This is a genomic window from Microbacterium sp. 4NA327F11, from assembly GCF_005503465.1.
Taxonomy (GTDB): domain Bacteria; phylum Actinomycetota; class Actinomycetes; order Actinomycetales; family Microbacteriaceae; genus Microbacterium; species Microbacterium ginsengisoli.
In genome coordinates this window covers 1-20,153 of sequence record NZ_SCOB01000013.1, presented here as the reverse complement: position 1 = coordinate 20,153, position 20,153 = coordinate 1, and the positions used below count along the sequence as shown (strand labels likewise).

The window sequence follows — 20,153 nt, the reverse complement described above, 5'->3', positions numbered from 1 at the left end:
GGGTAGGATGGGCTCATGCCCGCCGGACCCAAGCTCGCCTCGTTCCCGGCCATCCGCGGCTCGCTCGTGTTCTACCAGGTCTGCTCGGCCATCACCGGTGTGATGCTGCTGCTGCTGGTGACCGAGATGATCATCAAGTACGGATTCGGCCTCGAGCTGTTCGCCGGCGGCAACGCCGGCTTCCTCTCCTTCCAGCCGCTCGACGCCTTCGGAAAGTCGACCGGCACCGGACTCAACCTGTCGCTGGGCATCCTCATCGCCCATGGCTGGTTCTACGTCGTCTATCTCTTCAGCTGCTTCCGCGTGTGGAGCCTCATGCGGTGGCCGTTCTGGCGCTTCCTCATGCTCGCCGCGGGCGGTGTGGTGCCGTTCCTCTCGTTCATCATGGAGGCCATCGTCGCCCGTGATGTGAAGCACTATCTCGTCGCCCGCGAAGACGCCGCCGCCGCGAAGAAGGCCGCCGCCGACGCATCCTCGCCCCTTCCGGAAGGCACCGTGTGACCGACTCGACCACCACCGACCAGCGCCCCGTGCTGGTCGTCGACTTCGGCGCCCAGTACGCCCAGCTCATCGCCCGCCGCGTGCGGGAGGCCGGGGTCTACAGCGAGATCGTGCCGCACACCGCGTCGGCCGCCGAGATCGCGGCGAAGAACCCGGTCGGCATCATCCTGTCGGGCGGCCCGTCGTCGGTGTACGAGCCGGGGGCGCCGAGCCTCGACGCGGGCGTGTTCGACCTCGGGGTGCCGACGCTCGGCATCTGCTACGGCTTCCAGGTGATGGCTCAGGCGCTCGGCGGCGAGGTCGCGAACACGGGACTGCGCGAGTACGGCGCGACGGATGCCGCGGTCACGGGTGACGGCGGCGTGCTGCTGGCCGGTCAGCCGGTCGAGCAGAACGTGTGGATGAGTCACGGCGACCAGGTCTCCCGCGCCCCCGAGGGCTTCACGGTGCTCGCCTCGACGTCGGCGACGCCGGTGGCCGCGTTCGGCAGCGACGAGCGCCGCTTCTACGGTGTGCAGTGGCATCCCGAGGTCAAGCACTCCGACTACGGCCAGCGGGTCATCGAGAACTTCCTGCACACCGCGGCGGGCCTCCCCGCCGACTGGAACAGCGGAAACGTCATCGCCGAGCAGGTCGAGAAGATCCGCGCCCAGGTGGGCTCGGCCCGCGTGATCTGCGGCCTGTCGGGCGGTGTCGACTCGGCCGTGGCGGCGGCGCTCGTGCAGCGCGCCGTCGGCGAGCAGCTCGTGTGCGTGTTCGTCGACCACGGCCTCCTGCGCAAGAACGAGCGCGAGCAGGTCGAGACCGACTACGTCGCGGCGACCGGCGTGCGGCTCGTGACGGTCGACGCGGCCGACACGTTCCTCGCGGCGCTCGACGGCGTGAGCGACCCCGAGCAGAAGCGGAAGATCATCGGGCGCGAGTTCATCCGCACCTTCGAGCAGGCCGCGGCGGCGCTCGTCGCCGAGGCCGAGTCGTCGGGCGAGCCGGTGAAGTTCCTCGTGCAGGGCACGCTCTACCCCGACGTGGTCGAGTCGGGCGGCGGCACCGGCACCGCGAACATCAAGAGCCACCACAACGTGGGCGGGCTTCCCGACGACCTCGAGTTCGAGCTGGTCGAGCCGCTGCGCACCCTCTTCAAGGACGAGGTGCGCGCGATCGGGCGCGAGCTGGGGCTGCCCGAGGTCATCGTCGGTCGTCAACCGTTCCCGGGCCCCGGGCTTGGCATCCGCATCGTCGGGTCGGTGACGCGCGAGCGTCTGGAGATCCTGCGGGACGCCGACGCGATCGCTCGCGAGGAGCTCACGCGCGCGGGCCTCGACGGCGAGATCTGGCAGTGCCCGGTGGTGCTGCTCGCCGACGTGCGCTCGGTGGGCGTGCAGGGCGACGGCCGCACCTACGGCCACCCGATCGTGCTGCGACCCGTCTCGAGCGAGGACGCGATGACCGCCGACTGGACGCGTCTGCCGTACGACGTGCTCAGCCGCATCTCGAACCGCATCACCAACGAGGTGCGCGACGTGAACCGCGTCGTGCTCGACGTGACGTCGAAGCCGCCGGGGACCATCGAGTGGGAGTGAGGCGCGCGCCTGCGGGCGTGCGCCGTGTGGCCGCCCGACGCGTCGGCGGCTGAAGGGGAGTGGGCTCGTGCGCTATGTGAAGCCGACCGCGTCGGACGAGGTCTTCAACCGCACCGTCGGCTTCTTCACGCGCATCGGGCTGCCGCTCGCGGGCTCCCGCGTGCTCGCGGTGCGCGGGCGCTCGTCGGGCGAGTGGCGCACGACCCCCGTGAACCCGCTGCGCGTCGGCGGTGAGCGCTACCTCGTCGCGCCGCGCGGCGAGGCGCAGTGGGTGCGCAACCTGCGGGTCGCCCGCACCGGCGAGCTGCGTCACGGCCGGCGGGTCGAGCCGTTCACGGCGAGCGAGGTCGCCGACGCCGACAAGACCCCCGTCCTGCGGGAGTACCTGCGGGCGTGGGGCTGGGAGGTCGGCCGGTTCTTCGAGGGCGTCGACAAGAACGCCACCGACGCGCAGCTGGCCGAGATCGCGCCCGGGTTCCCCGTGTTCCGACTGGCCGCCGCGGGCTGAGCCGTGGCCGAGTTCCCCGACGCGCACTACCTCGTGCTGTCGTCGCGCCTGATCCCCGGGCTCGACGGCGGCTACACGGTGGCGACGCTCGCCCGGGCCCGGCAGTTCGCGGCCGCCGGCGCGCGCCCGCCGTTGCTGCTCACCGTCGATCCCGGCACGGTGGCCGACCACGCCGCGCAGCGGGCGACGTTCGTGGCGCGGGGGGATGCGGCATCCGCGGATCTGTTCCGCAACCTGTTCGACGATGTCGTGGCGGATGCCGCGTGGCTGCGCGCCGCGGCACGCCCCGGTGAACGCGACGACGTGCTCGAGTACCGGGCGGTGACGGCCCCCGACGGCGCCGTCGTCGCCGAGCTGCCCGTCGTGCACGACCCGGACTGGCACCTGAGCACCGCGCCCATCGTGGTGCCGGGCGCCGGCATCGTCGACGGGTTCGGCGCGCTGTACGCGGCGTGGATCGCCCATGTCGTCGCCGGCGTGCGAGCCGCTGACGGGCTGCCCGTCGTACTGGTGTGCGAGTCCCGGCAGCTCGGCGAGCTGCTGGTCGACCGGCTGCCCGCGGGTGTCGCGCTCGTGCACACGGTGCACACCGCCCATCTCGAGCCGCCCTACGACGCCGACGCCCCGGTCAACGCGCTGTGGCGGCGCTGGCTCGCCGTCGCCCCGCGCTTCGCCGCCGTGGTCTGGCCGACAGCCCGCCAGCTCGCCGATGTGACGGCCCGGTTCGGGTCGCGGCCGGGCGACGCGGCGGTGCCGAACGCCGTGCCCGTGGCGGATGCCTCCGACGCCGACCGCGCCAGCGACCACGTCGTCGTGCTCGGGCGGCTGGCGCCCGGCAAGCGGGTCGCCGACATCCTGCGTGCCTGGACGATCGTGCGCGAGGCGGTGCCGGGCGCGGTGCTCGACGTCGTCGGCGACGGCCCGCTGCGTGCCGAGCTCGAGGCCCTCGCGCACGAGCTCGGGCACGGGGCATCCGTCGTCTTCCACGGTGCGACGACCGAACCCGGCGCGGTGCTCGAGCGGGCCGCGCTGCTCGTGCAGGCCACGGCGTTCGAGGGGCAGGGGCTCGCTGCCCTCGAGGCCCTCGGACACGGCTGCCCGGTGGTCAGCTACGACGTGCGGTACGGGCCGCGGGAGCTGCTCGGCACGGGCGCCGGGGTGCTCGTCGACGATGCGGATGCCGCGGCTCTCGGTGAGGCCGTCGCGTCGCTGCTGCGCGACCCCGCGCGTCGCGCCGCGCTGGCCGCCCGCGGGCGCGAGGTCGCGGCGGACTATACGCCCGAGGCGGTCATGCCGCGATGGGCGGACATCGTGCGGCGGGCGCTGGAGCGTGCCGCGGACTGACGCCGAGGCAGCGTGACGGCTGGGCGGGCTGAGGCCACCGCGGGCTCACGCCGAGGCCGGCGGAGAGGCGGCGCGGCGCGGCATCCGGACATGACGAAGGGGCCGTCCCGCGGGACGACCCCTTCGTGGAGACTCGCGTCAGTTGTTGCCGCGCAGGATCGCGAGCATGCGCAGGATCTCGAGGTAGAGCCAGACGACCGTGACCATGATGCCGAAGCCGCCGAGCCATCCGAACTGGCGGGGAGCGCCGTTGCGCACACCCTGCTGGATCGAGTCGAAGTCGAGCACGAGCGAGTAGGCCGCGAGGATCACGACGAACACACCGATGATGAGACCGAGCGGGATGCCCGCGATGTGCACGCTCGAAAGCAGGCCGAAGCCGCCGCCGTTCGAGGAGTTCAGCACGCCGAACGCCATCAGCAGCACGTTCAGCAGCGAGAAGACCAGGTAGCCGACCATCGCGATCAGGAAGATCTTGGTGGCGCGGGCAGAGGCGCGGATCTTGCCGCTCGCGAACAGCGCCAGGGTGACGCCGACCACCGCGAGGGTGGCGAGGGTCGCCTGCAGCACGATGCCGGGCCAGATGAACTCGAAGTAGGCCGAGATGCCGCCGACGAACAGACCCTCGAACGCCGCGTAGGCGAAGATCAGCGCCGGACGCACCTTCTTGCGCGAGGTGAAGATGACGACCATCGAGAGGATGAAGCCGCCGAGGGCGCCGATGAGCCACGGGGCCATCGAGGGCGCCGGGTTCGCGGCGGTGACGGGGGCCATCGTCCAGATCCAGCCGGCGACGGCGGCGACCAGCAGGATCGCGAAGAGCGAGAGCGTCTTGAGGACGGTGTCCTCGATCGTCATGCGCCCGGTCGCGACCGCGTCGGCGGACGGGGAGGCGTAGACGCCCTCGAGGTGCGCGGTGGTCGCGGCATCCGTCGTCGCGGGGGGCGGGGTCAGACCCACACCGCCGGCGGGCTGTCCGCCGCGAGCGCGCACGGCGCTCTGGTCTTGGAAGGCGGGGTTGTTGAACGCGGGGTTGGACGAGGCCATCGCCGGATCACACTCCAATGTCAGGTGGCGGCACGGTGCCGCACTTCCACGATAACGCCCGGAATCTCGCGGGTCGAAGGGAGACCCTGTGAGTGCGCTTTGAGCGCTCGCGCGACACGTGCGACGAGTACCCTGAGCGCGTGTCACCCCGGGAACGCCTGCTCGCCGCCTTCGACCGCACCCCCGAGGGCGGGCCGATCATCATCGGGCACCGCGGCGCCCCCGGCTATCGCCCCGAGCACACCCGCTCGTCGTACCTGCTCGCGATCGAGTCGGGCGTCGACGCGGTCGAGCCCGACGTGGTGGTCTCGAGCGACGGCGCGCTCGTGGTGCGTCACGACGCCGAGATCGGTGAGACGACGGATGTCGCCACCCGCCCCGAGTTCGCCGACCGCCGCACCCGGCGGGTGATCGACGGGATCGAGCTCGACGGCTGGTTCACCGATGACTTCACGTGGGCGGAGCTGGCGACGCTGCGGTGCCGGGAGAGGATCCCCGCGCTGCGCGAGGCGTCGGCGCGGTTCGACGGCGCCGAGCCGATGCTGCGGCTGCCTGATCTTCTCGCGCTGGTGGCCGCGGCATCCGATCGTGTCGGTCGCGAGGTCGGCATCGTGATCGAGGTCAAGCACGCCGCCCACTTCGCCGCGCGCGGGTGGGACCTCGCGGCGCTCGTCGCCCGCGATCTCGCCGCGGCGGGGTTCTCCGGCCCGGTCGTCATCGAGTCGTTCGAGCAGGGGGTGCTCACGGCGCTGCAGCAACGGGGTGTCGCCGCGTCGTACGTGTACCTCGTCGAGGCAGAGGGCGCCGCCGCCGATCTCATCGCCGCCGACGGTGAGGATGCCGCCACCTACGCGTCGCAGCTGACCCCCGACGGTCTCGCCGCGCTCGCCGGTCAGCTCGACGGCATCAGCGTCGACAAGGCGCTGCTGCTCGACCCCGCGCGCCGACAGGTCGTCGCCGACGCGCACGCCCGCGGCCTCGCCGTGTTCACCTGGACCGCGCGGCCCGAGAACGCGTTCCTGTCGGAGCGGTTCCGGCGCGGCGGCGGCGACGCGGCGTTCGGCGACTGGCGCGGCGAGTGGCGCGAGATCTGGGGGAGCGGGGTCGACGGGGTGTTCGTCGACCACGCGGATCTCGGGGTGGGGTTCGCGCGGGGCTAGCGGGGAGCGCCGTCCGCCCTCGGTACGCTCGAGGAATGGTGGGGACCAAGGAAGCGCAGCGCGCCGAGGTGCACAAGACGATCTGGCGCATCGCGAATGACCTGCGTGGCTCGGTCGACGGGTGGGACTTCAAGAGCTACGTGCTGGGCATGCTGTTCTATCGGTTCATCTCGGAGAACCTCACGGCCTATATCAACCGGGGAGAGCGCGACGCGGGCGCACACGGCTTCGACTACGCCACCCTGTCCGACGCGGAAGCCGAGTACGGCCGGGCCGACACGGTCGCCGAGAAGGGCTTCTACGTTCTCCCGTCCGAGCTGTTCGCGAACGTGCGCGCGCGAGCGGTCGGCAACGACAACCTCAACGAGACCCTCGAACGCGTCTTCAAGAACATCGAAGGGTCTGCTGTCGGCACCCCCAGCGAAGTCGACCTCAAGGGTCTGTTCGACGACCTCGACGTGAACAGCTCGAAGCTGGGCAACACGGTTGCGCGGCGCAACGAGAAACTCGTGAAGCTGCTCGACGCAATCGGCGAGCTTCCGCTCGGCAATTTCGACGATCACACGATCGACCTCTTCGGTGACGCGTACGAGTACCTGATGCAGATGTATGCCTCGCAGGCCGGCAAATCCGGTGGTGAGTACTACACGCCGCAGGAGGTGTCGGAGGTGCTCGCCCGAATCACTGTAAGCGGCAAGACGCGGGTCAACCGGGTCTATGACCCGGCGTGCGGCTCGGGGTCGCTGCTGCTTACCTTCGCCAAGGTGCTCGGCGTCGACAACGTCGGTGGGTTCTACGGCCAGGAGATCAACCTGACCACGTACAACCTCGCCCGCATCAACATGTTCCTGCACGATGTGAACTACGAGAAGTTCGACATCGCGCTCGGCGACACGCTGCTCGATCCCCAGCATGAGGATGTCGAGCCGTTCGAGGCGATCGTGTCGAATCCGCCCTACTCGATCAAGTGGGAGGGCGACGCCAACCCGCTGCTGATCAACGACGAGCGCTTCGCGCCCGCAGGTGTGCTCGCGCCGAAGTCGAAGGCCGACCTGGCGTTCACGATGCACATCCTCAGCTGGCTGGCGGTGAACGGCACCGCCGCGATCGTCGAGTTCCCGGGCGTGCTCTACCGCGGGGGAGCCGAGCGGAAGATCCGCAAGTACCTCGTCGACAACAACTACGTCGACGCGGTCATCCAGTTGCCGCCCGACCTCTTCTTCGGTACGACGATCGCGACGTGCATCATCGTGCTCAAGAAGTCGAAGGCCGACAACGCGGTGCTGTTCGTCGATGCGTCCGATCAGTTCTCTCGCGTCGGCAACAAGAACAAGCTCACCCCCGACAACCAGCAGGCCATCGTCTCCGCACTCGATGCCCGCGAGAACGTCGATCACTTCGCCACTCTGGTCTCCGCCGAAGACATCGCCGCCAACGACTACAACATCGCAGTGTCGTCGTACGTCGAGCAGGAAGACACGAGAGAGGTCGTGGACATCCGCGAGTTGAACGCGGAGATCGCGCGGATCGTCGCTCGGCAGGCAGAGTTGCGCCTCTCCATCGACGCGATCGTCGCCGACCTCGAGGGCGACGCCGATGGCAGATGAGCCCGCAGGGCAGGTCGTTCTCTACCAGCGGGCCGATGGTTCGCCGGCGGTCGACGTTCGGTTCGACGCGCACACCGTCTGGCTGAGCCAGCAGCAGATCGCGGAGCTGTTCGAGACGTCGCGTTCGAACGTCGTCGAGCACATCCAGCACGTGTACGACGAGGGTGAACTCGAGGAGTCGGCAACCTGTCGGAATTTCCGACAGGTTCGCCTCGAGGGTTCGCGGCAGGTCGCCCGCGAGCTGCCGTTCTACAACCTCGACCTCATCATCTCTGTCGGTTACCGGGTGAAAAGCAAGGTGGCCACCCAGTTCCGGATCTGGGCGACCGAGCGCCTGCGGGATTACCTCGTGACGGGGTATGCGCTCAACGAGCAGCGCCTCGAACAGCTTGGCGCGATCGTGCAGATTCTCGCGCGCTCCGGCGACGAGCTTGTCGCCGGCGTCGCAGATGTGTTGGCCGAGTACGTGCCCGGCCTCACCCTGTTGCGTGACTACGACGAAGGCAGCATCGAGACCGATGCCGGTGTGCTGCCGGGCTGGACGCTCACCATCGACGAGGCCCGCGCTGTCATCTCGAGGGTGGCCGCGGAGTTCCCCGGTGACGGCTTGCTCGGAAACGAACGTGGCGAAGTCTTGAGTGGGGTGATCGGCGCGATCTATCAGGGCTTCGGCGGAGAGCAGATCTATCCGACGGTCGAGGCGAAGGCCGCGAACCTGCTCTACCTCGTCGTGAAGGACCACCCACTGTCCGACGGCAACAAGCGCAGCGCCGCGGCCCTGTTCGTGACCTTTCTCGCACGCAATGGCGCGCTGACGGATGCCACGGGCCGCCCGCGCATCGCCAACAACGCCCTTGCCGCGATCACCCTCATGGTGGCGATGAGTGATCCGAAGGAGAAGGACCTCATGATCGCTCTGATCGTGCGCATGATTGCAGGGGGTGCGGAGTGAGTCGGGTTGATGAGCTGTTGGCGGAGCTCGCGCCGGGTGGTGTGGAATATAGGGCGCTGGGGGAATTATGCCGGGTTTTCAGTGGTTATGCGTTCCGTTCAGAGTGGTTCAACACTGACAGTAAGGGTGTTCCAATTGTTCGCATCCGTGATGTGAACTCCGGGTTTTCGAACACGTTCTATTCTGGCAAATTCGATGATCGATGGCTTGTGGCCAATGGTGACATTCTCGTAGGGATGGATGGCGACTTCCGCGTCACGAGGTGGACTCATGGCCGGGCACTGTTAAATCAGCGCGTATGTCGCATTGAAGATTTCGATGCTTCGATTTTGCCCGACTTCGTGTTCTATCAGATTCAAGGTGAACTCGACCGGATCCATGCCGCAATCATGGGTTCAACGGTCAAACACCTTTCCTCTCGTGAATTGGAGCGATCGCGAATTCCGGTACCGCCGCTCGAGGTGCAGCGAGAGATCGTGCGAATATTGGACCAGTTCGCTCAGCTGGAAGCGGAGCTGGAAGCGGAGCTGGAAGCGGAGCTGGAAGCGCGGCGACGCCAGTTTGGGTATTACCGAGACACACTTCTCGCAGCCGATGGCGATGCGCCCGTCGTGGCACTTCGAGAGATCGCCGACTTCAAGTACGGGTACACGGAAAAGGCGGCTGCTACAGGAAGCCATCGGTTCCTACGGATCACCGACATAACGCCATGGGGGAAGCTATCCCCTGAAGCACCGAAGTACGTCGATGTTGACGCGTCGGCCGAGAAATATGTCGCACGACCCGGAGACATCTTCATGGCACGAACTGGCGCGACGTTCGGGAAAACAATGCTCTACGAATCTGCAGAACCCGCCGTCTATGCGTCATTCCTCATCCGCATCCGATTCAAAGCAGGAACACTTCTCCCGGCCTTCTACTGGCACTTCACGCAGAGCGATGCGTACTGGGACCAGGCGAATGCGCTCGTGAGCACCGGAGGGCAACCGCAGTTCAATGCCAACGTACTGGAACTGATCAAGGTCCCTGTGCCTTCGATCGACAGGCAGGAACGCGTGATTGCGCTCCTCGACCGCTTTGATGCGCTTGCAAACAGCTTGAGGTCCGGACTGCCCGCCGAGATTCACGTGCGTCGAAAGCAGTACGAGTACTACCGCGACAGGCTGCTCATGTTTAAGGAGGCGGCGGCATGAGCGAAGCATTACCTCGCAAGTATGAACCGATCGCAGTCTCCGCCGAATCCACCGTCGTCGCCGAGTACACGCCCGACGCGAACACGTCGGCTGTGTACCAATCGGAGTCCGCCCTCGAGCACGAGCTCATCCGGCTCCTGGAGGCTCAAGCGTACGAGTACCTTCCGATCACCTCAGAGGCTCAGCTCGTCGAGAACCTGCGCGCTCAGCTCGAGACGCTCAACCGCATCTCGTTCTCCGACGCCGAGTGGGCGGACTTCTTCACCACCAAGATCGCCGGCAAGAACGATGGCATCGCCGAGAAGACCGTACGCATCCAGGAAGACCACGTTCAGCTCCTGAAGCGCGACGACGGTTCAACGAAGAACATCACGCTGATCGACAAGCAGAACATCCACAACAACCGCCTGCAGGTCATCAACCAGTACGAGATCGGCAAGGGCGAGGGCGGCGCACAGTTTGCCAACCGCTATGACGTGACTCTGCTCGTGAACGGGCTGCCGATGGTGCACATCGAGCTCAAGCGGCGAGGCGTCGACATCCGTGAGGCCTTCAACCAGATCAACCGCTACCAGCGTGACAGCTTCTGGGCAGGCTCAGGCCTCTTCGAGTACGTGCAGCTGTTCGTGATCAGCAACGGCACCCTCACCAAGTACTACTCGAACACCACCCGCACGCAGCACATCAGCGAGAGCGGTAAGCGGACGAAGGACCGAAAGACGTCGAACTCGTTTGAGTTCACGTCGTGGTGGGCCGACGCGCAGAACAAGCCGATCCAGGAAATGACCGCCTTCGCGAAGACCTTCTTCGCCAAGCACACGCTGCTGAACGTGCTGACTCGCTACTGCGTGCTCACCGCCGACCGGCTGCTTCTGGTCATGCGCCCCTATCAGATCGTCGCGACGGAACGCATTCTGCAGCGCATCGACATTGCGACCAACTCGAAGACGCTCGGCACGATCGCCGCCGGCGGCTACATCTGGCACACCACCGGATCGGGCAAGACACTCACGAGCTTCAAGACGGCGCAACTCGCCTCACGGATGGCCGGCGTCGACAAGGTGCTCTTCGTCGTCGACCGCAAAGACCTCGACTACCAGACGATGCGCGAGTATGACCGGTTCGAGAAGGGAGCAGCGAACTCCAACACGTCGACATCCGTGTTGAAGAAGCAGCTTGAAGACCCCAACGCGCGCATCATCATCACGACGATCCAGAAGCTGTCGACCTTCATCACCGCGAACAAGGGCCATGCGGTCACGAACGACCACGTCGTGATCATCTTCGATGAATGCCACCGCTCGCAGTTCGGTGACATGCACACCGGCATCACCCGCGCCTTCAAGCGGTACAACCTGTTCGGATTCACCGGCACGCCGATCTTCGCGGTCAATGCGGGCTCGGGCGGGAACCCGAAACTCAAGACCACCGAGCAGGCGTTCGGCGACAAGCTGCACACCTACACGATCGTCGACGCGATCACCGACAAGAACGTGCTGCCGTTCCGTATCGACTACGTCAACACCGTCAAGGTCGGCGCCATCGTCGACAAACAGGTCTCTGCGATCGACACCGAGAAGGCGTTGCTCGCGCAGGAGCGCATCACCCAGGTCGTCGACTACACGCTGCAACACTTCGACCAGAAAACCAAGCGGTCAGAGTTCTACTCGCTCGGCGAGCGGCGTGTGAAGGGGTTCAACGCCCTCTTCGCCACAGCATCCATCGACGCGGCGCGCATCTACTACAACGCGTTCAAGAAGCGACAGGAAGAACTTCCTCCCGATCGCCGACTCAAGATCGGAATGATCTACTCCTACGGCGTGAACGAGGCCGTCGACGACGTGCTCGACGACGAAGGCTTCGACACCAGCGCGCTCAGTGGCGACGCGCGGGCGTTTCTCGAGGACGTCATCCAGGACTACAACCAGACCTACGGCACCTCGTTCGACACGTCGGCCGACCGCTTCCAGAACTTCTACAAAGACCTCTCACTGCGCCTCAAGCAGCGGGAGATCGACCTCGTCATCGTCGTGAACATGTTCCTCACGGGATTCGACGCGACGACCCTCAACACCCTGTTCGTCGACAAGAACCTGCGCACGCACGGGCTCATTCAGGCGTACTCGCGAACCAACCGCATCCTCAACTCGGTGAAGACCTACGGCAACATCGTGAGCTTCCGCGACCTCGAGCAAGAGACCAACGACGCCATCGCCCTCTTCGGCAACAAGACGGCTCGCGGCACCGTCGTGCTCAAGCCGTACGGCGAGTACCACACCGACTACGCAGACAAGGTGTCTGAGCTGCTGGCGCGTTTCCCGCTCGGCTCGCCGATCGTCGGCGAAGCGGCGCAGAAAGACTTCATCACGCTGTTCGGAGGCATCCTGCGGCTGCTGAACATCCTCACGTCGTTCGACGAGTTCGCCGGCAACGAGATCCTCACACCCCGACAGAACCAGGACTACCGCAGCATCTACCTCGACCTCTACGCCGACCTGCGGCGCGAACGCCGCGCCGACCGGGAATCGATCATCGACGATGTGGTGTTCGAGATCGAACTCATCAAGCAGGTCGAGATCAACGTTGACTACATCCTGCTGCTGGTGCAGAAGTACCGCGACGAACGCGGTGACGGCGACGACAAGGAGATCCGTGCCGAGATCTTCCGTTCCGTCGACGCGAGCCCCACCCTCAGGAACAAGAAAGACCTCATCGAAGACTTCGTCGCGCGGGTCTCGCTGCAGACCTCGGTGCAAGACCAGTGGGCGGAGTTCATCGTCGCGCGCAAAGACGAAGACCTGACGAAGATCATCGACGAAGAGCACCTTCGCGCCGACGAGACGCGCGAATTCATGCGGGCCGCCTTCCGGGACGGCGAGATACGCACGGGAGGAACCGCGCTCACGGTGCTGCTTCCGCCGCTCTCGCGATTCGCCGCTGCCGGAGGCCACGGTGACAAGAAGCAGCGCGTCATCGAACGGCTGACGGAGTTCTTCGACCGTTACTACGTGCTCAGCGGCGGGTCGGTCGACACCGACTGAGGTGCCCGGCGGCATAGACGCGACGGCGGGAGTCGAACCCGCAACACGACCGGGTATGAGCCGGTGCCCGGGACCGCCCGGATCGCCGCGATGACCTCACGCTAACCCGGGGCCGCGACATCCGGAAGGCGTGTCTCGCACTATTGCCGAGGATGACCCTGCGTGACCGGATCGCCTGTCCGCCGCCCCCTCTAAACTGGGAGCCCATGGTCGAGTCATCCGTTCCCGTCGTCGTTCCCGGCGGCACCGGCGGCGTCGACGACGACCTGCTCGAGGGGCTCAACCCCCCGCAGCGCGAGGCCGTGACCTACCGCGGACCGGCGCTGCTGATCGTGGCAGGGGCAGGGTCGGGCAAGACCCGCGTGCTCACGCACCGCATCGCGTCGCTGCTGCGTCGCCGCGAGGCGTGGCCGAGTCAGATCCTCGCGATCACGTTCACGAACAAGGCCGCCGGCGAGATGCGCGAACGCGTCGGCCAGCTGGTCGGCGAGAGCGCCCGCGGCATGTGGATCTCGACCTTCCACTCGGCGTGCGTGCGCATCCTGCGGCGCGAGGCCGAGAACTTCGGCTTCACCTCGTCGTTCACGATCTACGACTCCGGCGACTCCCGCGCGCTCATCAAGCGCCTTGTGAAAGACCGCGAGGCCGAGCGCTTCGGACTCAGCCCCGCGGGCGTGCAGGGCCGCATCTCCCGCCTCAAGAACGAACTGACGGATGCCGCGGCTTTCGCCCGCCAGGCCAACCTCTCCGACCCCGCCGAACGCCTCTTCTCCGAGCTCTTCGGCGACTACGAGCGCGCGCTGCAGCGGGCAAACGCCTTCGACTTCGACGACCTGATCGCGCAGACCGTTTACCTCTTCCGCGCGTTCCCGGCGGTCGCCGACGCCTACCGCAAGCGGTTCCGGCACATCCTCGTCGACGAGTACCAGGACACCAACGCGGCCCAGTACGCACTCATCCACGAGCTCACCCGCCCCGTCGTCGGCGCCGCCGAGGCGTATTCCAGTGGCGGCATGATGATCTTCGAACCCGAGCACGCGCCCGAGCTCGAGGGCGCGTCGCTGACGGTCGTGGGCGACTCCGACCAGTCGATCTACGCGTTCCGCGGCGCCGACATCCGCAACATCAGCGAGTTCGAACGCGACTTCCCCGGCGCCCGCGTCGTGCTGCTCGAGCAGAACTACCGGTCGACGCAGAACATCCTCTCCGCCGCCAACGCGGTCATCGGCCACAACTTCGACCGCAAGGCGAAGAACCTCTGGACCGACTCCGGCGCCGGCGAGCGCATCGTCGGATACACCGGCTACTCGCAGCACGACGAGGCCCAGTTCGTCGCGGACGAGATCGAGGCCATCCACCGCAGCGGCGTCGACTACTCCCAGGTCGCCGTCTTCTACCGCACCAACGCCCAGTCGCGTGCGCTCGAAGAGATCCTCATCCGCGCTGCCGTGCCCTACAAGATCATGGGCGGCACCAAGTTCTACGAGCGCGCCGAGATCAAGGACGCCCTCGCCTACCTCACCGCCGTCGCCAACCCGGCCGACGAGATGGCGCTGCGCCGCATCGTCAACAAGCCCAAGCGCGGCATCGGCGACGTCTCCATCGAGACCATCAGCCGCTTCGCCGCCGACCGCGGCATCACCTTCCGCGAGGCACTCGGCCACGCCGGCGACCTCGGCGTCGGCCCCAAGCTGCAGACCGCCATCACCCATCTGCACGGCGTGCTGGGTGCGGCATCCGAGATCATGCTGCCCGCCACCGGCGAAGTGGCCCCGCCCACCGCCGTCGCCGACGGGCTCTCGCTGCTGCTGGGACGCAGCGGCTACCTCGACGCGCTGCGCATGAGCCGCGACCCGCAAGACGAGGCGCGCGTCGAGAACCTCGACGAGTTCGTCGCCGTCGCCCGCGAGTTCGCGCGCAACAACCCCGACGGCACCGTCATCGACTTCCTCGCCGAGGTCGCCCTCGTCTCCGACGCCGACGACCTCGACGACGCCTCCGGCTCGGTCTCGCTCATGACCCTGCACACCGCCAAGGGTCTCGAGTACGACGCCGTCTTCATCACCGGCGTCGAGGAAGACCTGCTGCCGCACCGCATCTCGGCCGGCGAGCCCGGCGGCCCCGCCGAAGAGCGCCGCCTCTTCTACGTCGGCGTCACCCGCGCGCGCAAGCGGCTCTACCTCTCCCTCGCCATGACCCGCGCGCAGTTCGGCGAGATCGCCTCCGCCGTGCCGAGCCGCTTCCTGCAGGAGATCCCCGCCGACCTCGTCGACTGGCGCCAATCGCCCGCCGACCTCGTGCGCCAGGCTCCGCCCCGGTTCGGCGGCGGCTCGGGCTCCCGCGGCGGATTCCGCAACGACACCCCCGCGCTCCTGCCGAAGTCCACCTCGCTCGACCGCTTCGCGAACAAGGTGCCCGCGAAAGTGCGTGACAACGGCGACATGGAACTCGCGGCGGGCGACCGCATCCGTCACGACGACTTCGGCGAGGGACGCGTCGACGCGGTCACCGGTGAGGGCGCGAAGCGCATCGCGCACGTGCGCTTCGACTCGGGGGCGGCCAAGAAGCTGCTCGTCAAGATCGCGCCGATCGAGAAGATCTGACGCGTTCACCGGCCGTCGGCCGCCGCGCCCACAACTGTCCACACCACCGATAGGGCCCGTCCGAGCCCCGACGTAGGCTGTGCCCATGGCCCTCTTCTCCCGACGCCCCGCGCCGAACGCCGCTTCCGAATCGACGGATGTCGCGGCCCCCGCGCCGACGGGCGAGATCGCCGCCGCATCGGCTGTCGGCACTGCTGCCGGCAACACCACCGACGGCACCGCTTCCGGTGAGGGCGACATCACCGCGGCCGCCGCAGCAGCCTCCATCGCCGACGCCGTTCCCGAAGTGTCGATCTCGATCTCCACGTTCGGTGGGCCGGGCGCCGCGCCGGCCGCCGTTCCGGCGCCGGCACCCTTCACGCTGCCCTCGCCCGAGATGCCCGCCGTCACCGAGGCCGTGCCCGGCATGCCCGACAACGTGCTGCTCAAGGCGGCGCTCGCCGCCCTGGTCGCCGACGCGCCGGCGCCCCAGCTCATGAACGTCGCCCGTCAGCTGCTGCAGGGGCACCTCTACCTGCGGGTCAAGGGCGACGCCCGCGCCCTCGTCGACGCGGGCAAGGAGTTGCCGCTGTCGATCGCGACCCGCGGCGACGAGCGGTTCGCGCTCGTCTTCTCAGGCGGCGAGGCGCTGCGAGACGCCGTGAATGCCGACGGCGACACCGACACATCCGCCGTCTCGAAGCCCGCGATCGAGGTGCTGAACGAGGTGCTCACCGATGACTTCGCGGGCATCGCGATCGACCACGCCTCCACTCCGCATTCCGCGATCCTGCCGCGGCAGCTGCTCGAGCGTGCGCTGGTCGACCTCGACCCCGAGCTCGCCGTCAAGACCCTGCTGCTCGGTGCTCGGGATGCCGCCACCCCCGCCGCCGTCGCCGGTGTGCTCGTCAGCGCGCCCCTGTGGCTCGCCGCCCGCACCACCGAGTCGGGCGACATGGGCATCGCGGAGGTGCACACCGAAGACGGCACCCGCTACATCGAGGTGTTCTCGCACCCGCTCGAGCTCATCGCGCTCGGCCGCGGCGACGAGCCCGTGCAGATCACGGGCCCGCAGCTCGGCGCCGCGCTGCGCAGTGACGACGGCATCACCGGAGTCATTGTGGATCCGGCCGGACCGTGGATCTCCCTCACCCGCACCGACCTCGCCGCCGTACTCGCGCTCGATGCGCCCTAAGGTCCCGGCGCTCCCGCGCGATGCGCCCTAAGGTGAGGCCATGTCCGGCGACAGACTGACCCTCATCGTCCCGGGGCCCCACGGCGATCGGGAGATCTCGCTGTCGAGCCCCGACCGCGTCATCTGGGCGGAATCGGGCATCACCAAGCGGGAGCTCGCCGAATACCTCATCGCCGTGGCGGGGCCTTTCCTTGAGGCGAACGGGCAGCGCCCGGTGTCGCTCGAGCGGTTTCCCGGCGGCATCGACGGCGACAGCTTCTTCTCCAAGAATCCGCCCAAGGGCGCCCCCGCGTACGTGGAAGCGGTCGACGTCACCTACCCGAGCGGACGGGTGCACCCGCAGCTCGTGCTCACCGAGCCCGCGGCCGTCGTGTGGGCGGCGCAGATGAACACCGTCGTCTTCCACCCGTGGGCCTCGCTCGCCGCGGCGCCCGACCTCCCCGTCGAGCTGCGCATCGACCTCGACCCGCAGTCAGGCACCGGCTTCCGCGAGGCCGCGGCCGTCGCGCCCGTGCTGCGCGAGCTGCTCGCGGACGCCGGGTTGACGGCGTGGCTGAAGACGAGCGGGAACCGCGGCATCCATGTCTTCTGTCCCATCGAGCCGACGCATGAGTTCCTGGATGTGCGCCACGCCGTCATCGCGGTGGCGCGCGAGCTGGAACGACGGCTCCCCGACCAGGTCACGACAGCGTGGTGGAAGGAAGAGCGCGGGCAGCGCATCTTCGTCGACTTCAACCAGGCCAACCGCGACCGCACGATGGCGGGTGCCTACAGCCCGCGCGCGACGGCGGCCGCGACGGTGTCGACGCCGCTGCGGTGGGACGAGCTCGATGGTCTCGACCCGCACACCTTCACCGTGCAGAGCGTGCCCGAGCGCCTCGCCGCGGTCGGCGACCCCTGGGAAGGGTTCGCGGCCGCGCCGGGTCGCATCGACGTGCTTCTCGACTGGTGGCAGCGCGACCTCGAGGCCGGGCTTGGCGAGCTTCCGTTCCCGCCCGAGTTCCCCAAGATGCCCGGCGAGCCGCCGCGCGTGCAGCCCAGCCGCGCGAAGAAGGACTGACCCGCGGGCGCACCCCGCCCCCTATTGCCGAATCCACTCGCGCGAGCCGAATCCCTGCTTCACCTGCGACGGAATGACGTGGACTCGACGCCCACCCGTGGATTCGGCGGTAACGGGGGCAGCGCTCGCGCGGCGCTCAGTCGAGAACGGCGGCGAGATCGTACGCCGCGATCTGCTCGAGCTGCGCGAAGGTGCACGACGCGGCATCCCGATCGGGACGCCATCTCTCGAACTGCACCGTATGCCGGAACCGAGCTCCCTCGAGCTGGTCGTAGCGCACCTCGAGCACGCGCTCGGGCCGCAGGCGCACGAACGAGACATCCTTCGAACCGGTGAACCTCGACCGTTCGCCCGCACCCGTCACGACCTCTCCGTCGGCGTCGCGCTCGACGAGCGGCTCGAGCTCGTCGACGAGCTCGAGCCGGCGCGCGGCGGTGAACGCCGACACCCCGCCGACCTGCCGCAGCTCGCCGTCATCGCCGTACAGTCCGACCAGCAGCGACCCGACGCCCGCGCCCGACGCATGCACGCGGTAGCCGAGCGCGACGACATCGGCCGTGCGCGCATGCTTGATCTTCAGCATCGTGCGCTTGCCCGGCGCATACGGCTCATCGAGCCGCTTCGCCACGACACCGTCGAGCCCCGCCCCCTCGAACTCGGCCAGCCAGCGACCGGCGACATCGGCGTCGAGGGTGGTGCGGGTCAGATGAACCGGATGCCCCACCCCGGCCAGCATCCGTTCGAGCCGCGCGCGGCGCTCACGGAAGGGCGCATCGACCAGCGGGTCGTCGTCCTCCGCGATCAGGTCGAACGCGATCAGCATCGCGGGGGTCTCCGTGGCGAGGCGCGTGACACGCGACGCCGCCGGATGGATGCGGGCGCTCAGCGCCTCCCAGTCGAGCCGCTGTGCACCCGGCTCCCCGGTCGCGACGACCAGCTCGCCGTCGATCACGCACGGGCCGGGCAGCACCCGGGGGAGCGCATCGACGATCTCGGGGAAGTAGCGGGTCAGCGGCTTCGCGCCACGTGACGCCAGCTCGACCTCGGTGCCGTCCCACGCGGCGAGCACGCGGAAACCATCCCACTTCGGCTCGAACGAGAGGTCCGCGGCATCCGGGATCGCATCGACACCCTTGGCGAGCATCGGCGCCGGCACGTCGTAGCGCACAGTCACCTCGCCTTCGCCCGCGCCCACCGGGCGGGCAGCTGCGGGCCGTCCCAGACCTGCACCGCCCCCCACACGACCGCCGTGATCGGCACGGCGAGCACAGCCCCGATCACGCCGCCGAGCACCGTTCCGACCGTCAACGCGATGAGCACGACGAACGCGTGCAGCCTCATGGAGCGCCCCATGAGCACCGGCTGCAAGAAGTTGCCCTCCAGCTGGTTCACGAGCACCACCACGCCGACGACGAGCAGGGCGTTGACCCAGCCGTTCGCGACGAGAGCGACCAGAGCCGCGAGGATGCCCGCGAGCGTCGCCCCCACGATCGGGATGAACGCGAGGAGGAAGACGAGCACCGCCAGCGGGATCGCGAGGGGCACCTGCAGGATCAGGAGGCCGATGAGGATGCCCACCGCGTCGACCGCCGCGACCGCCGCCGTGCCGCGCACGTACGACCCGAGCACCGACACCGTCTTGGTGCCGATGCGGCGCGCCCGCGCGTAGTGCGCTCCCTCGAAGGGGCGCAGCAGGAAGCTCCACATGCGCGCGCCATCCTTCAGGAAGAAGAACAGCACGACCACCAGCAGCACGAGCGAGGTGAGGAACGTCGCGACCGCGCTCACGCCCGCGAGCGCGCCCGAACCGAACTGCGCGCTCGTCACGAATCCGCGCGCGGCGGTCAGCCAGTCATCGATCTGCGCGGCGTCGATCGCGATCGGCAGTGTCGCGATCCACTCCAGGAAGTGCTCGAACCCGCTCTGCGCCTGCGTCGACAGTTCGTCGAACTGGTCCCGCACGGCCCAGACGATCAGCCAACCGACGAGGCTGAGCAGCACGAGGATCGTGAACAGCGTGATCAGGGTGGCCGCGACATCCGGCACCCCTCGGCGTCGCATCGCACCCATCACCGGAGCGAACGCCGACGCGAGGATCAGCGCGAGCAGCAGCGGGATGACCACCACCGTCAACGAGCGGATGCCCCAGATCGCCCCCGCGAGCAGCGCCACCACGACGATGATCTGCAGCGCCCGCGTCGCGAGCGTGCCGAAGCCGTCGGTCCACAGCGCGGCGAGGCGGGAGCGTGGCGAGAGGGGCGGAAGGTCGGGCGCGGTGATGGCGCGCGCGGTCGGCGGAGCGGAGCGTCGTCGTCGGAGCAGTCCCATGCCCCGACGCTAGCGTTCGTGCGGCGGGTGAGACAGGGGGTTGCCTGGGCGGGGG

15 protein-coding genes and 1 tRNA gene are annotated in these 20,153 nt (G+C 68.2%); 12 read left to right on the top strand and 4 right to left on the bottom strand.

From position 1 onward, the window contains the following. The first annotated feature begins 15 nt into the window (after window positions 1–15). From FFS51_RS09710 to FFS51_RS09695, 4 genes are all read left to right on the top strand, one after another. Window positions 16–501 carry a DUF3817 domain-containing protein gene (locus FFS51_RS09710; RefSeq protein WP_045246629.1) on the top strand — a complete coding sequence of 162 codons (486 nt, stop codon included), beginning with the start codon at window positions 16–18 and terminating at the stop codon, window positions 499–501. After that, entirely contained in the window at window positions 498–2,081 is a 1,584-nt protein-coding gene (gene guaA / locus FFS51_RS09705) for a glutamine-hydrolyzing GMP synthase (RefSeq protein ID WP_045246630.1), read from the top strand. The genes FFS51_RS09710 and guaA overlap by 4 nt, the downstream gene beginning before the upstream one ends. Before the next feature lie 67 nt (window positions 2,082–2,148). Next, window positions 2,149–2,589, top strand: a complete 441-nt coding sequence (locus tag FFS51_RS09700; RefSeq protein WP_212742806.1) for a nitroreductase/quinone reductase family protein — start codon at window positions 2,149–2,151, stop codon at window positions 2,587–2,589. A 3-nt stretch (window positions 2,590–2,592) separates the two neighbouring features. Then, on the top strand, window positions 2,593–3,933 hold the full coding sequence (locus FFS51_RS09695; RefSeq protein WP_137878207.1) for a glycosyltransferase: 1,341 nt from the start codon (window positions 2,593–2,595) through the stop codon (window positions 3,931–3,933). A gap of 138 nt (window positions 3,934–4,071) precedes the next feature. Here FFS51_RS09695 and FFS51_RS09690 read toward each other — a convergent pair whose 3' ends face one another. Next, on the bottom strand, window positions 4,072–4,980 hold the full coding sequence (locus FFS51_RS09690; protein WP_137878206.1) for a Bax inhibitor-1/YccA family protein: 909 nt from the start codon (window positions 4,978–4,980) through the stop codon (window positions 4,072–4,074). A gap of 140 nt (window positions 4,981–5,120) precedes the next feature. Between FFS51_RS09690 and FFS51_RS09685 the strand changes: the two genes are divergently transcribed. Genes FFS51_RS09685 through FFS51_RS09665 form a run of 5 tightly spaced genes read left to right on the top strand, consistent with a single transcriptional unit; the run spans window position 5,121 to window position 12,933 of the window. Then, complete coding sequence (locus FFS51_RS09685) at window positions 5,121–6,140, top strand: glycerophosphodiester phosphodiesterase family protein (protein WP_249352699.1); 1,020 nt, start codon at window positions 5,121–5,123, stop codon at window positions 6,138–6,140. Window positions 6,141–6,175: 35 nt separating this feature from the next. Further along, entirely contained in the window at window positions 6,176–7,747 is a 1,572-nt protein-coding gene (locus FFS51_RS09680; RefSeq protein ID WP_137878205.1) for a type I restriction-modification system subunit M, read from the top strand. Continuing rightward, window positions 7,737–8,699, top strand: a complete 963-nt coding sequence (locus FFS51_RS09675; RefSeq protein WP_137878204.1) for a virulence RhuM family protein/type II toxin-antitoxin system death-on-curing family toxin — start codon at window positions 7,737–7,739, stop codon at window positions 8,697–8,699. The genes FFS51_RS09680 and FFS51_RS09675 overlap by 11 nt, the downstream gene beginning before the upstream one ends. Next, a complete protein-coding gene (locus FFS51_RS09670; protein ID WP_137878203.1) occupies window positions 8,696–9,892 on the top strand; it encodes a restriction endonuclease subunit S in 1,197 nt (398 codons plus the stop codon). The genes FFS51_RS09675 and FFS51_RS09670 overlap by 4 nt, the downstream gene beginning before the upstream one ends. Then, the gene (locus FFS51_RS09665) at window positions 9,889–12,933 is read left to right on the top strand and encodes a type I restriction endonuclease subunit R (protein ID WP_137878202.1); all 3,045 of its coding nucleotides are present in this window, start codon (window positions 9,889–9,891) and stop codon (window positions 12,931–12,933) included. Before FFS51_RS09670 ends, FFS51_RS09665 begins: the two co-directional genes overlap by 4 nt. 17 nt (window positions 12,934–12,950) lie before the next feature. Here FFS51_RS09665 and FFS51_RS14700 read toward each other — a convergent pair. Then, window positions 12,951–13,023, bottom strand: a tRNA-Met gene (locus FFS51_RS14700). A 116-nt stretch (window positions 13,024–13,139) separates the two neighbouring features. Between FFS51_RS14700 and FFS51_RS09660 the strand changes: the two genes are divergently transcribed. The 3 genes from FFS51_RS09660 (at window position 13,140) to ligD (ending at window position 17,770) form a co-directional block, all read left to right on the top strand. After that, window positions 13,140–15,536, top strand: coding sequence for an ATP-dependent helicase (locus FFS51_RS09660; protein WP_045246634.1), 2,397 nt, complete (start codon window positions 13,140–13,142; stop codon window positions 15,534–15,536). A gap of 85 nt (window positions 15,537–15,621) precedes the next feature. Further along, window positions 15,622–16,710 (top strand): SseB family protein, encoded by a 1,089-nt coding sequence (locus FFS51_RS09655; RefSeq protein ID WP_048809335.1) that lies wholly within the window; start codon window positions 15,622–15,624, stop codon window positions 16,708–16,710. A gap of 40 nt (window positions 16,711–16,750) precedes the next feature. Continuing rightward, the gene (gene ligD / locus FFS51_RS09650) at window positions 16,751–17,770 is read left to right on the top strand and encodes a non-homologous end-joining DNA ligase (protein WP_045246635.1); all 1,020 of its coding nucleotides are present in this window, start codon (window positions 16,751–16,753) and stop codon (window positions 17,768–17,770) included. 136 nt (window positions 17,771–17,906) lie between these two features. Here ligD and FFS51_RS09645 read toward each other — a convergent pair whose 3' ends face one another. Both FFS51_RS09645 and FFS51_RS09640 read right to left on the bottom strand, forming a co-directional pair. Next, window positions 17,907–18,938 (bottom strand): ATP-dependent DNA ligase, encoded by a 1,032-nt coding sequence (locus tag FFS51_RS09645; protein WP_249352706.1) that lies wholly within the window; start codon window positions 18,936–18,938, stop codon window positions 17,907–17,909. Between the two features lie 2 nt (window positions 18,939–18,940). Further along, window positions 18,941–20,098, bottom strand: a complete 1,158-nt coding sequence (locus FFS51_RS09640; RefSeq protein WP_137878201.1) for an AI-2E family transporter — start codon at window positions 20,096–20,098, stop codon at window positions 18,941–18,943. Window positions 20,099–20,153 lie beyond the last annotated feature (55 nt).

What these genes read in the sequence shown, in the direction of transcription:
- FFS51_RS09640 (WP_137878201.1), bottom strand. Translation starts at nt 20,098, where the DNA reads ATGGGACTGCTCCGACGACGACGCTCCGCTCCGCCGACCGCGCGCGCC.
- FFS51_RS09655 (WP_048809335.1), top strand. Translation starts at nt 15,622, where the DNA reads ATGGCCCTCTTCTCCCGACGCCCCGCGCCGAACGCCGCTTCCGAATCG.
- FFS51_RS09665 (WP_137878202.1), top strand. Translation starts at nt 9,889, where the DNA reads ATGAGCGAAGCATTACCTCGCAAGTATGAACCGATCGCAGTCTCCGCC.
- FFS51_RS09680 (WP_137878205.1), top strand. Translation starts at nt 6,176, where the DNA reads ATGGTGGGGACCAAGGAAGCGCAGCGCGCCGAGGTGCACAAGACGATC.
- FFS51_RS09710 (WP_045246629.1), top strand. Translation starts at nt 16, where the DNA reads ATGCCCGCCGGACCCAAGCTCGCCTCGTTCCCGGCCATCCGCGGCTCG.
- FFS51_RS09660 (WP_045246634.1), top strand. Translation starts at nt 13,140, where the DNA reads ATGGTCGAGTCATCCGTTCCCGTCGTCGTTCCCGGCGGCACCGGCGGC.
- FFS51_RS09690 (WP_137878206.1), bottom strand. Translation starts at nt 4,980, where the DNA reads ATGGCCTCGTCCAACCCCGCGTTCAACAACCCCGCCTTCCAAGACCAG.
- FFS51_RS09675 (WP_137878204.1), top strand. Translation starts at nt 7,737, where the DNA reads ATGGCAGATGAGCCCGCAGGGCAGGTCGTTCTCTACCAGCGGGCCGAT.
- ligD (WP_045246635.1), top strand. Translation starts at nt 16,751, where the DNA reads ATGTCCGGCGACAGACTGACCCTCATCGTCCCGGGGCCCCACGGCGAT.